Origin of the sequence: Sphingomonas carotinifaciens (assembly GCF_009789535.1) — a bacterium.
GTDB lineage: Bacteria > Pseudomonadota > Alphaproteobacteria > Sphingomonadales > Sphingomonadaceae > Sphingomonas > Sphingomonas carotinifaciens.
Genome location: NZ_WSUT01000005.1, coordinates 165,108 through 176,980 on the forward strand (window position 1 = coordinate 165,108; position 11,873 = coordinate 176,980).

9 protein-coding genes are annotated in these 11,873 nt (G+C 68.4%); 7 read left to right on the forward strand and 2 right to left on the reverse strand.

The annotated features are described in order from the left end of the window. The 3 genes from secD to GQR91_RS02825 are packed head-to-tail and all read left to right on the forward strand — an operon-like array spanning position 1 to position 2,973. A complete protein-coding gene (gene secD, locus GQR91_RS02815) occupies positions 1-1,605 on the forward strand; it encodes a protein translocase subunit SecD (RefSeq protein WP_112381381.1) in 1,605 nt (534 codons plus the stop codon). Between the two features lie 16 nt (positions 1,606-1,621). After that, on the forward strand, positions 1,622-2,602 hold the full coding sequence (gene secF, locus GQR91_RS02820) for a protein translocase subunit SecF (RefSeq protein ID WP_149681082.1): 981 nt from the start codon (positions 1,622-1,624) through the stop codon (positions 2,600-2,602). Further along, the gene (locus GQR91_RS02825; protein ID WP_149681083.1) at positions 2,602-2,973 is read left to right on the forward strand and encodes an Mth938-like domain-containing protein; all 372 of its coding nucleotides are present in this window, start codon (positions 2,602-2,604) and stop codon (positions 2,971-2,973) included. The genes secF and GQR91_RS02825 overlap by 1 nt, the downstream gene beginning before the upstream one ends. Here the strand turns inward: GQR91_RS02825 and GQR91_RS02830 are convergent. Further along, positions 2,955-4,139, reverse strand: coding sequence for a glycosyltransferase (locus tag GQR91_RS02830; RefSeq protein ID WP_149681084.1), 1,185 nt, complete (start codon positions 4,137-4,139; stop codon positions 2,955-2,957). The genes GQR91_RS02825 and GQR91_RS02830 overlap by 19 nt on opposite strands. Before the next feature lie 128 nt (positions 4,140-4,267). Between GQR91_RS02830 and GQR91_RS02835 the strand changes: the two genes are divergently transcribed. Next, entirely contained in the window at positions 4,268-5,698 is a 1,431-nt protein-coding gene (locus GQR91_RS02835; RefSeq protein ID WP_174236581.1) for a S41 family peptidase, read from the forward strand. A 45-nt stretch (positions 5,699-5,743) separates the two neighbouring features. On the opposite strand, the gene GQR91_RS02840 is transcribed toward GQR91_RS02835, so the two are convergent. Further along, a complete protein-coding gene (locus GQR91_RS02840) occupies positions 5,744-6,568 on the reverse strand; it encodes a class I mannose-6-phosphate isomerase (RefSeq protein WP_149681085.1) in 825 nt (274 codons plus the stop codon). A 115-nt stretch (positions 6,569-6,683) separates the two neighbouring features. Between GQR91_RS02840 and GQR91_RS02845 the strand changes: the two genes are divergently transcribed. The 3 genes from GQR91_RS02845 (at position 6,684) to ligA (ending at position 11,858) form a co-directional block, all read left to right on the forward strand. Then, positions 6,684-7,634 (forward strand): outer membrane protein assembly factor BamD, encoded by a 951-nt coding sequence (locus GQR91_RS02845; protein WP_112381384.1) that lies wholly within the window; start codon positions 6,684-6,686, stop codon positions 7,632-7,634. Between the two features lie 357 nt (positions 7,635-7,991). After that, complete coding sequence (gene recN, locus GQR91_RS02850; protein WP_149681086.1) at positions 7,992-9,656, forward strand: DNA repair protein RecN; 1,665 nt, start codon at positions 7,992-7,994, stop codon at positions 9,654-9,656. A gap of 72 nt (positions 9,657-9,728) precedes the next feature. Beyond that, the gene (ligA, locus tag GQR91_RS02855; RefSeq protein ID WP_149681087.1) at positions 9,729-11,858 is read left to right on the forward strand and encodes an NAD-dependent DNA ligase LigA; all 2,130 of its coding nucleotides are present in this window, start codon (positions 9,729-9,731) and stop codon (positions 11,856-11,858) included. The last annotated feature ends 15 nt before the right edge of the window (positions 11,859-11,873 follow it).

Sequence of the window (11,873 nt, forward strand, 5' to 3'; positions counted from 1 at the left end):
ATGCTGGACTTCCCCCGCTGGAAGGTCGCCTCGATCGTCGCCCTGATCGCGGTCCTGTGCGCGCTTTCCATTCCGAGCTTCCTGCCCGAGCGCATCACCAACGGGTGGGGCGCGTTCCCGCATCCTAAGGTCAATTTCGGACTCGACCTTGCCGGCGGCAGCTATCTGCTGCTGGAGGCCGACACGCAGGATCTAGCCAATTCGCGGCTGGAGACGATGCGCGACCAGGTGGCGACCGAGATGCGTCGCCAGAATCCGCGCATCGCGATCGGCGACATCTCGACCCGCGGCGGGCAGCTCAGCTTCATGCTGCGCGACGCGTCCCAGGTCGATGCCGCGCGCGAGCGCCTGCTGGCGATCACCGGCGGCGGGGCGGGCATGACCGGCCAGCGTGAATGGGATATCCAGGTGGTCGACACCAGCCGCTTCGTGCTGAAGCCGACCCAGGCCGGGCTCAACCAGGCGGTCAACACCGCGATGGGCGACGCGACCGAGGTCGTGCGTCGCCGTATCGACGAACTGGGTACGCGCGAACCGACGATCGTGCGTCAGGGCGCCAACCGCATCGTCGTGCAGGTGCCGGGTCTTCAGGATCCGCAGGCGCTGAAGGACCTGCTCGGCAAGACCGCGCGGCTGGAGTTCAAGCTGGTCGACACGACCGCGAACCCGGCCGAGCTGCTCAAGGGCAATGCGCCTCCGGGCAGCCAGATCCTGCCCTATCCCGACAATCCGCTGGGCGTGCCGGTGATCGCGGTCACGCGGCCCGTCATCATCTCCGGCGACCAGTTGGTCGATGCGCAACAGACCTTCGACCAGCAGACCAACGCGCCGCAGGTGGCGATCACCTTCGACAGCCAGGGCGGCCGCAAGTTCGCCCGCGTGACGCAGGAAAACACGAACAAACCGTTCGCGATCATCCTCGACAACAAGGTGATTTCCGCGCCCAACATCAACGAGCCGATCCTGGGTGGTCGCGCGTCGATCTCGGGCAATTTCACCGTGCAGACCGCGAACGAGCTCGCCATCGCGCTGCGCTCGGGCAAGCTGCCGATCGCGCTCAAGGTGATCGAGGAGCGCACCGTCGGCGCCGAACTGGGCAACGACTCGATCCGCGCGGGCGTGCTCGCCTCGATCGTCGCGGTGGTCGCGGTCGTCATCTTCATGCTGGTGACCTATGGTCGCTTCGGTTTCTATGCGAACCTGGCGGTGGTCATCAACGTCCTCATCATCCTGGCGGTGATGGCGATGATCGGCGCGACGCTGACCCTGCCCGGCATTGCCGGCTTTGTGTTGACCATCGGCACCGCGGTCGACGCCAACGTGCTGATCAACGAGCGTATTCGCGAGGAACGACGACGCGGGCGCAACGTCGTGCAGGCCGTCGAGCTGGGCTACAAGGAGGCCAGCCGCACGATCTTCGAGGCGAACACGACCCACGCCATCTCGGGCGTGATCATGCTGATGCTGGGCTCCGGCCCGGTCAAGGGCTTCGCGGTCGTGCTGCTGATCGGCATCGTCACCAGCGTGTTCACCGCCGTCACCTTCACCCGCATGCTTGTGGCTTTGTGGCTCCGCCGCACCAAGCCCAAGACGATCAACATTTGAGGCGGGAGAAGAACCCATGCGTCTCCTGAAACTCGTCCGCGACGATACCAACATCGATTTCGTCCGCCTGCGCGGCTGGGCGTTCGGCCTCACCCTGTTGCTGACCGTGCTCGCGGTCGGCGTCACCTTTGCCAAGGGCCTCAATCTGGGCGTCGATTTCGTCGGCGGCCTGATGATCGAGGAAAGCTTCCCCACCAAGCCGTCGATGGACCGGCTGCGCACGGTGGTGGACGACCTGGGCGTGGGGGAGGCGAACCTGCAGGCGGTGGGCGACGGTCGCACCGTCACCATCCGCCTGCCCGTCCCCTCCTCCACCGATGAAGGTGCGACCAACGCCGTCGTCCGCAAGGTGGAAGCCGCCGTGGGCAAGGCGTTCCCCGGCGCCACCTTCTCGCGCTACGACACCGTGTCGGGCAAGGTGTCCGGCGAGTTGATCCGCAACGGCCTGCTCGCGGTCGTGCTGGCGGTGCTGGGCATCGGCCTGTTCGCCATCTTCCGCTTCGAATGGCAGTTCGGCATCTCGACGATCGTGGCCATCGTCCACGATCTGCTCGTCACGCTCGGCTTCTTCGCGATCACGCAGTTCGAACTCGACCTGACGATCATCGCCGCCTTCCTGACCATCATCGGCTATTCGATCAACGACAAGATCGTCATCGACGATCGCATCCGCGAGAACATGCGCCGTTATCGCAAGATGGAGATGCGCGACATCATCAACCTGTCGGTCAACGAAACGCTGCCCCGCACGGTGATGACCTCGGTCACCATCCTGCTGGCGCTGTTCGCGCTGCTGATGCTGGGCGGCCATGTGCTGCGCGGCTTCACCGCGGCGATGATCCTGGGCATCGTGGTCGGCACCTATTCGTCGATCTACGTCTCGTCCTCGCTGCTCATCACGCTGGGCCTGCGCGCCGAGCCGAACCGCGAAAAACCGGGCACCACCGACAAGCGCCCCGTGCCGGAGGCGGAGCGCATTACCCCGCGGGAGCGCTGATGCGCGTCACCCGCGATCCCTTGGCGCCCGGCCCGATCGTGGCCGGTTTCTCCGGCAACGGCTTCCGGGTGGGCGAGATCGCCTATCCGGCGCTGCTCCTCAGCCCGGACTGGCACGAGGACTGGGCGCCGCCGCCGCTGGATGCGCTGACGGTCGAGGCGCTGGCGGGGCTGATCGCGGAACGCCCCGAATTCATCCTGATCGGCACCGGCGCGACACTTCGTCGTCCGCCCCAGGCGCTGGTGCGCGCGCTGGAGGACCGGAACATCGACGTGGAGGTGCTGAACAGCCGCACCGCCGCGCGCGACTGGGGCGTGCTGCGCGGCGAGGGTCGCCAGATCGGCGCCGCGCTCTACCCGCTGGACGCCTGACGCCGCGCCACCAGTCCGGCCAGATGCGCGTGCAGCGTTGCGGCATTGGTGTTCCAGCTGAAGCCCTCGACACTGGCGCGCACCGCGGCGGGATCGGGCGCATCGGCCAGCACCGCGGCGATCCCCGCCGCAAAGGCCGCGGCATCGCGCGCGACGATCCGGCCGGCGGTGGGCCCGGTCACCACCTCCCCCGCCCCGCCGGCCCCGGTAATCACGATCGGCGTGCCACAGGCCAGCGCCTCCACCCAGGCATTGGCCAGCCCTTCGGAGGAGGAGGCAAGGGCCATCACATCCGCCATCGCCAGCAGGCGCGGCATCTCGTCATGCGCCACGCCGCCCAGCAAGCTTGCCCGGTCGCCAATCCCGAGTGAAGCGATCCGCGCGGTCAGGCTGGCGCGCTCCGGCCCCTCGCCCGCGATCCACACATTGACGCCGGGCAGCCGCGCCACCGCACCCAGCACGATGTCATGCCCCTTGCGCGGGATCAGCGCCCCCAGCGACACGACCAGCGGCCCGGTCACCCCCGCCGCCCGCTTCGCCCCGCTGCGATCCTGCGGGCGGAAGCGGTCATGGTCGATGCCGGTATGATGCACCGCGATCTGCTCGCCCGGCATGCCCAGCGCGATCATGTCGTCGCGCATCGCCCCGCTGACCGCCAGCATGCCGTCCGCCCCTCGCGCCGCGGCCAGCACCTGCCCGGCGGTCGCCCCCTCACGGCCCCACAGGTGGATGTCGGCCCCCCGCGCCTTGATCGACACCGGCACGCCGTAGCGACGCCCGAGCGCCACGGCCGCCGACCCGTCGGGAAAGAAGAAGGATGCGTCGATGACATCGAACGGCATTTCGCCGTGAAGCCGGTCGAGCAGCGGGATCAACGCCGCGACCAGGGCGCGAACGTGCCAGCGTCCCTTCGTTCCTGGCACGGTGGTGAAGCGCGGCCGGTACACCCTCAGCCCCCGCCAGATCTCCTCACGTGGCAAGGCCGCCATCGCGGCAAAGCGCGCGCCCCGGCGCAGCGGCCACACCGGAAGGCCGATCGGCGCGACCACGGTCACCGCCACGCCCTCTCGCCGCGCCAGCCCGGCCGTCTGCCGCTCCACGAAGATGCCGAAATTCGGCCGGGTCGCATCGGGAAACAGCGATGACAGGGTCAGGACGTGCAGCATCGCCGTCATCCTAGCGCCAAAGCGTTAACCGCGCCTGCCGTACGGCCGTTCACGGGTAGGCAAGTTCGCACCTGACAAAATGCGGTCGCGGCCATATCGTGGTCCGCAACATACGGGGGATATGTTGCATGAAGTTTCGGAAATCGGGTGCGGCGATCACGATCGCCGCCATGCTGTCGGCCTGCGGCGGCGACGACGGCGGCAGTGGCGCCGGAACGTCTGCCGGCGGGACTGCCACAGGTACGACCGTCAACGGCTGCTCGCTGGCGGCGCGCCAGGAATGGGCCGCGCAGCAGTTGCGCGAATGGTATCTGTTCCCGGAAACGCTGCCGGCCAATCTGAACTCGGGCGCCTACACCACCATCGATGACTATATCGATGCGCTGACCGCCACCGCGCGCAGCCAGAGCAAGGATCGCTACTTCACCCACATCACCTCAATTCGCGAAGAAAATGCCTATTACGAGTCGGGCGCCAGTGCCGGCTTCGGCCTTCGCTTCACGCTGGACGCCAGCCGGACGCGCCTGATGATCGCCGAGGCGTTCGAGGGCGGACCGGGCTTGGCTGCGGGCATCGACCGCGGTGCGGAACTGGTCGGCATCGGCACCACCACCGGCAATGTGCGCAGCATTCAGGATATCGTTACCGCCAACCGGCAGACCGGGCTGGAGGATGCACTCGGCCCCGATACCGCCGGCACGACCCGCGTGCTGCGCATCGCCGCCAACGGCACCACCCGCGACATCAGCGTGACCAAGGCCAATTTCGCGCTGCAGCCGGTATCGCCGCGCTATGGCACGCAGATCATCAACGATGAGGGCCGGCGCGTCGGCTATCTGAACCTGCGGACCTTCATCAACACCGCCGACCCGCAACTGCGCGCCGCCTTTGCGACGTTCAAGCAGCAGGGGGTCACGGACGTGGTGATCGACCTGCGCTACAATGGCGGCGGCCTGATCGACACCGCGGAGCTGTTCAGTGACCTGCTGGGCGGCGCCCGCCAGTCGAGCGAGGTGCAAAGCTACACCAGCTTCCGCCCCGACAAGGCGAGCCGCAACACCACGCGCCTGTTCCAGCCACAGCCCGAGTCGATCGCGCCCACCCGCATCGCCTTTATCGGCACCGGCGGCACCGCCTCGGCCAGCGAGCTGGTGATCAATGCCGCGATTCCCTATTTCCGCGCGAATGCCGCGCTGATCGGGACGAACACCTATGGCAAACCGGTGGGACAGATCGCGCTGGACCGTGCCGAGTGCGACGATCGCCTGCGCGTGGTCGCGCTGGCGACGCAGAATGCAGACCGCCAGGGGGAATATTACACCGGGCTCGCCGGCTTCGTGAAGGCAAGCTGCCAGGCGGGGGACGACCTGTCCCGTCCGCTTGGCGATCCGCAGGAGGCTTCGGTGCGCGCGGCGCTCGATTTCCTGGCCGGCCGCACCTGCACGCCGATCAATACCTCAGGCAATGCCGCGGCACGAAGCCTCCCGGCCTCGTCCTACCGCCTGCTGACCCCGACCCGGCCGACGGCCCCACAACGCGAGGTGCCCGGCCTGTTCTGACCGGTCATCGGCCCTCCCCTTGTCGGGAGGGCCGATGCCGCCCGATTACAGCCGCGTGGTGCCCGGATAGGCGAACAGCGCATCGCCGCCCTCGCCCAGCGACACCGTCTCGCTGCCCGTCACGGTCACGCACTGACCGGCGGAGAACGCCACGCCCGCGACTTCGCCCGCGCCGGTGATCGGCACCAGCCAGCCGGTCCGCCCTTCGGGCAGCGTCACCGCGTGTTCGCCCGCGGACCAGCGCTCCAGCACGAATTTCGGCCCTTCGACCAGGATGGTGCGCCCCTCGCCCACCGGGCCGGGCGAGGTGATCGGCTGGTACGGCTCCAGATGCGCGACCTCGACGCCGTCGACCAGGTGCAGTTCGCGCTCGCTGCCATAATCGTACAGGCGATAGGTGGTTTCCGAATTCTGCTGCACCTCGATCAACGTCAGCCCGCCGCCGATCGCATGCACCGTGCCCGACGGCGCATAGTAGAAATCGCCCGCCTTGACCGGCACCCAGTCCAGATCCTGCTCGATCGACCCGTCCTGCGCGTGCGCACGGAGCTGGTCCTTGCTGATCGGCTGCTTGGGGCCGAGCGCGATGGTCGAATCGGGCTGTGCCGCCAGGATCGTCCAGCACTCGTCCTTGCCCCGCGGCAGGCCGCGGGCCTGTGCCTGCGCGTCGTCGGGGTGGACCTGCACCGACAGCTTCTCGCTGGTGAACAGATATTTGATCAGCAGGTCGGGCGTCGTGTCGCCCGGCTCCTGGAACCAAACCTCGCCGATCGGCGCGCCGCCCTCGGGCGCATCCTCGAAACCGGGGTACAAGCTATGGCGACCCCAGGGCTTTTCGACGCGGTGGGTGTGGAGCAGCGTAGCCGGCATGGCGAACATCCTTTGCGGGTAGACGATAGGAACGTGGCCCCCGCATTGCCCTGATCCCGCGGTCATGCAAGGGGACTGTTCGGCTCGCCAACGCTCGGCTAAGGAAATCCCCGCAATGCGTATCCCCCAGTCCCGAGCGCTGTCGCTGGCGCTGATCGCCGCCCTGGCCCTTCCCATCGCCGGTTGCGCGCGCAACCGTGCCCGCACCGACCTGCCCTATGTCGCGCGCGACGTCGGCACGCTCTACACTACCGCCAAGAATCGGCTGGACCAGGGACGCTTCAAGGAAGCGGCGCTGCTCTTCGACGAGGTGGAGCGTCAGCATCCCTATTCGATCTGGGCCCGCCGCGCGCAGTTGATGAGCGCGTTCAGCTATTATCTGTCGCGCGATTACACGCAGGCGATCCAGTCGGCGCAGCGCTTCCTGTCGGTTCACCCCGGCAACCGCGACGCGCCTTATGCCTATTACCTGATCGCGCTAAGCTATTACGAGCAGATCACCGACGTGACCCGCGATCAGAAGATCACCCGTCAGGCGCTCGATGCGCTGGGCGAGCTGATGCGCCGCTATCCCAACACGCGCTATGCGGCCGATGCCCGCCTGAAGGTCGATCTCGTCAACGACCATCTCGCCGGCAAGGAAATGGAGATCGGCCGCTTCTACGAGGGGCGCGGCCAGTGGCTCGCCGCCTCCATGCGCTTCCGCACCGTGATCGACCAGTATCAGACGACGACCCACGCGCCAGAGGCGCTGATGCGCCTGACCGAAACCTATCTGGCGCTCGGCGTCCCGAACGAGGCACAGCGCTCCGCGGCCGTGCTGGGCAGGAACTATCCGGGTTCCGACTGGTATAAGCGCGCCTATCGCCTGATGGAGCAGCATCCCGCCAAGCCGCTCCCGCCGGTCGCCCCCGGCCAGCCGGTGGTGCCGGACGGCACGCCCGGATCGGTCAACACCGGCCTGCCCGGCGAAAGCGGCAGCGGCACGCCGACCACTGGCCCCGCCACCCAGCCCTCCACCGTCGGCCCGAACAGCAGCCCCAATACCGGCGGCCGCACCAACTGATCGACCTGATCGACGGCCCCGCCCCCGCCGCCCGGCCGGGGCGGGGCCGTATCTCGGAAGGGTGACGTCCGAGCGATCTCCCACCGTTCGTCCCGGATTGCCCCCCCGTTCGTCTCGAGTAGTCGTCGAGTAGCGGCAAAGCCGCGTATCGAGACGACGTATCGAGAGACACGCCGCCGCATGTGACACCGTCTCGATACGATCTCTCGATACGCTCCTACGGAGCTACTCGATCTCTACTCGACACGAACGGATCAGACCGATGCCATCCCGCCTCGGCGCCGCCCCGAACAAATCGTGACCATGGATGCGCAAAAGGGATAACGGCGGCCGCGAAAACCGCCTATATCGCGCGTCATGCTGACTGCGCTGTCCATCCGCGACGTGGTATTGATCGAGGCGCTCGATCTTGATTTCGGCTTCGGCCTGGGCGTGCTGACCGGGGAGACCGGTGCGGGCAAGTCGATCCTGCTCGATGCGCTGGGCCTTGCGCTGGGTGGCCGCGGCGACAGCGGGCTGGTCCGCCACGGCGCGGCGCAGGCGGTGGTGACCGCCACCTTCGAGCCCCCCGTGCCCGGCAGCCGCCTCGCCACGATCCTGGACGATGCCGGGGTTGAGATCGAACCCGGCGAGCCGCTGTTCGTCCGCCGCCTCGTCAAGGCCGATGGCGGCAGCCGCGGCTTCGTCAACGACCAGCCGGCATCGGCCGCCCTGCTGCGCGAAATGGCGCCCTTCCTGGTCGAGGTCCACGGCCAGCATGACGATCGCGGCCTGCTCAATCCCCGCGGCCACCGCGCCCTGCTCGACAGCTTCGCCCGCATCGATACCGGCGCCGCCGCCACCGCCTGGCGGACATGGCGTGCGGCGGAGGCCGAGCTGGACGCCGCCCGTGCCGAGATCGAGACCGCGGCGCGCGACCGCGAATGGCTGGAACATGCGGTCGCCGAGCTGACCAAGCTTGCGCCCGAGCCCGGTGAGGAGGAGGCGCTGGCCGACAAGCGTCGCACCATGCAGCGTTCCGAAAAGATCGCCGGCGAACTGGCGGCGATCGACGAATATCTGGAAGGATCGGATGGCGGCCTTGCCCGCCTGCGTCAGGCCGCCCGCGTGCTGGAGCGCGTTGCCGAGGATCACCCGGCGCTGGGCGACGCGCTGGCCGCGGTCGACCGCGCGGTGATCGAGGCGTCGGTGGCCGAGGAAAGACTGGCCGAGGCGCGCCTGTCGCTCGCCTATGATCCCCGCGCGCTGGAGGATGACGAGGCGCGGCTGTTCGAACTGCGCGGCATGGCGCGCAAGCACCGAGTCCAGCCCGACGACCTGGCAGCACTTGCCGACGATCTGCGCGGCCGTCTGGAGCGGCTGGAGACGGGCGAAGGCGGCATCGCCAAGCTGGAAAAGCGCGCCCTGTCCGCCCGCACCGCCTATGACAGCGCCGCCGCTGCCCTGTCCAAGCAACGCCATGCCGCCGCCCAGCGCCTCGACGCCGCGGTGAAGGGCGAGCTGGCCCCGCTGAAGCTGGACGCCGCCCGTTTCCGCACCGTCGTCGTGGCGCTGGAGGAAAGCGGCTGGTCCGGCGCCGGCAAGGACCGCGTGGAATTCGAGATCGCGACCAACCCGGGCGCGCCCTTCGCGCCCCTGGTCAAGATCGCCAGCGGCGGCGAATTGTCGCGCTTCATCCTCGCGCTGAAGGTCGCTCTGGCCGAGGAGGGGGGTGCTGCGACGATGGTCTTTGACGAGATCGACCGCGGCGTCGGGGGCGCGGTCGCCTCCGCGATCGGTGAGCGGCTGCACCGGCTGGCGACGCGCACCCAGTTGCTGGTCGTCACCCACAGCCCGCAGGTGGCCGCGCGTGGCGCGGCGCATCTGCTGATCGCCAAGTCGCATGACGGCACGGTGACGCGCACCGGCGTGCGGGCCTTGTCGGATGCCGAACGGCGCGAGGAGATCGCCCGAATGCTGTCCGGCGCGACGATCACCAACGAGGCGCGCGCCCAGGCCGAACGGCTGCTGGAGACGGCCTGAACCTGTTGATGGGGCTGGCTGGATGGGCTGGCGGCTTGATCGCCGGGCACCGACTGGCCTAGCAACCGATCCGTGACCAAAGCCCCCCTCCCCACCACCGATCTTCAGGCCGCCGCCGAGCTCGAATCGCTCAGCCAGACGATCGCGCACCACAACCGGCTCTATCATACCGACGACGCGCCGGAGATTTCCGACGCCGACTATGATGCATTGGTCCGTCGCAATGCCGCGCTGGAGGCTGCCTTTCCGCATCTGGTGCGCGCCGACTCGCCCAGTCGCCGGGTCGGCGCCGCGCCTGCCGGCCATCTCGCAAAGGTCGCGCATGCCCGGCCGATGATGAGCCTGGACAATGCCTTTGCCGATGACGAGGTCGCCGAGTTCGTCGCCCGCGTCCGCCGCTATCTGAAGCTGGCGGAGGACGTGCCCGTCACGCTTACCGCCGAACCCAAGATCGACGGTCTGTCCTGCTCCTTGCGCTACGAGCGTGGCCATCTGGTCCAGGCACTCACCCGCGGCGACGGCACCACGGGCGAGGACGTCACCGCCAATGTCCGCACCATCGCCGACATCCCCGCCACCTTCCACGGCGACGCGCCCGACATTTTCGAGGTTCGCGGCGAGGTCTATATGGCCAAGGCCGATTTTGCCGCGCTCAACGCCCGCCTGCTTGCCGAGGCGGACAGTCCGGAAAAGGCGCGGCAGTTCGCCAACCCGCGCAATGCCGCCGCCGGATCGCTGCGCCAGAAGGACGCTGCGGTCACCGCCACCCGCCCTTTGCGCTTCCTGGCGCATGGCTGGGGCGAGGTCAGCGCGATGCCCGCCGATACGCAGGGCGGCGTCGTGGCGGCGATCCGCGCCTGGGGCTTTCCCGTCGCCGACGACTTTGCCCGGTGCGAAGGGGTGGACGATGCCCTGGCCCGATATCGCATGATCGAGGCGAAGCGTGCCGACCTGCCCTTCGATATCGACGGTGTCGTCTACAAGGTCGACCGGCTCGACTGGCAGCAGCGGCTGGGTCAGGTCGCGCGTGCCCCGCGCTGGGCGCTGGCGCATAAATTCCCCGCCGAACGCGCGCAGACCACGCTGAACGCGATCGATATCCAGGTCGGCCGCACCGGCAAGCTGACCCCCGTCGCGCGGCTGGAGCCGGTGACGGTCGGCGGTGTCGTCGTCACCAACGCCACGCTGCACAATGCCGACGAGGTCGGCCGGCTGGGCGTGCATCCCGGCGACCGCGTCGTCCTGCAACGCGCCGGCGACGTCATTCCGCAAATCGTCGAGAATCTGTCGCGCGACGACGCACGCGCGCCCTGGCCCTTTCCCACCCACTGCCCCGAATGCGGATCGGCGGCCGAGCGCGCGCCGGGCGAGGTAGACTGGCGCTGTTCGGGCGGCCTTGTCTGTCCGGCGCAGCGCGTCGAGCGGCTCCGCCATTTCGTCTCGCGCCATGCGCTCGACATCGACGGCATGGGGATCACCACGATCGAGGCGTTCTTTCGGGACGGCCTGATCCAGACGCCCGCGGATATCTTCCGCCTGACCGAGGACGTGCTCCTCGGCCGCGAGCGCTGGGCGGAGGTATCCGCACGCAATCTGATCGCGGCGATCGACGCCCGCCGCGCACCGCCCCTCGACCGCTTCCTCTTCGCGCTCGGCATCCGCCACGTCGGCGAAGTCACCGCCCGCGACCTTGCCCGTCGCTGGACCAGCTGGGCCGCCCTCACCGACATGATCGCCCGCGCCCTGTCCGAGCGCGACTCCATCCCCCCCGCCCTCGCCGAATCCGACGACAAGCACCTCGCCCGCGTCGCCAAGGCGCTCGCCGCCGTGGTCGACACCAAACAGGTCGGCCCCGAAGTCGCCCTGGCGCTGGTCGATTTCTTTGCGGAGCCGCATAACAGGCAAGCGGTGCAGGATCTGCTGACGCAGGTCACGCCTGCCGACATCGTGTGGCAGACGCGTACCTCCGATGTCAGCGGCAAGACGCTGGTCTTCACCGGTACGCTGGAGACCCTGTCGCGCGACGAGGCCAAGGCGCAGGCCGAGGCGCTGGGTGCCCGCGTCTCCGGCTCGGTCAGCGCCAAGACGGATCTGGTGATCGCCGGCCCCGGCGCCGGATCGAAACTGAAGAAAGCCAGCGACTTAGGCATCAAGGTCATCGACGAGGCGGAATGGAACGCGCTGGTGGCGGCAACCGGCTGACAAAATGATCAATTC

Excerpts from the sequence above, each read along its gene's own strand:
- secF (WP_149681082.1), top strand. The coding sequence starts at position 1,622 with ATGCGTCTCCTGAAACTCGTCCGCGACGATACCAACATCGATTTCGTC.
- recN (WP_149681086.1), top strand. The coding sequence starts at position 7,992 with ATGCTGACTGCGCTGTCCATCCGCGACGTGGTATTGATCGAGGCGCTC.
- GQR91_RS02825 (WP_149681083.1), top strand. The coding sequence starts at position 2,602 with ATGCGCGTCACCCGCGATCCCTTGGCGCCCGGCCCGATCGTGGCCGGT.
- GQR91_RS02840 (WP_149681085.1), bottom strand. The coding sequence starts at position 6,568 with ATGCCGGCTACGCTGCTCCACACCCACCGCGTCGAAAAGCCCTGGGGT.
- GQR91_RS02835 (WP_174236581.1), top strand. The coding sequence starts at position 4,268 with ATGAAGTTTCGGAAATCGGGTGCGGCGATCACGATCGCCGCCATGCTG.
- GQR91_RS02830 (WP_149681084.1), bottom strand. The coding sequence starts at position 4,139 with ATGCTGCACGTCCTGACCCTGTCATCGCTGTTTCCCGATGCGACCCGG.
- GQR91_RS02845 (WP_112381384.1), top strand. The coding sequence starts at position 6,684 with ATGCGTATCCCCCAGTCCCGAGCGCTGTCGCTGGCGCTGATCGCCGCC.
- secD (WP_112381381.1), top strand. The coding sequence starts at position 1 with ATGCTGGACTTCCCCCGCTGGAAGGTCGCCTCGATCGTCGCCCTGATC.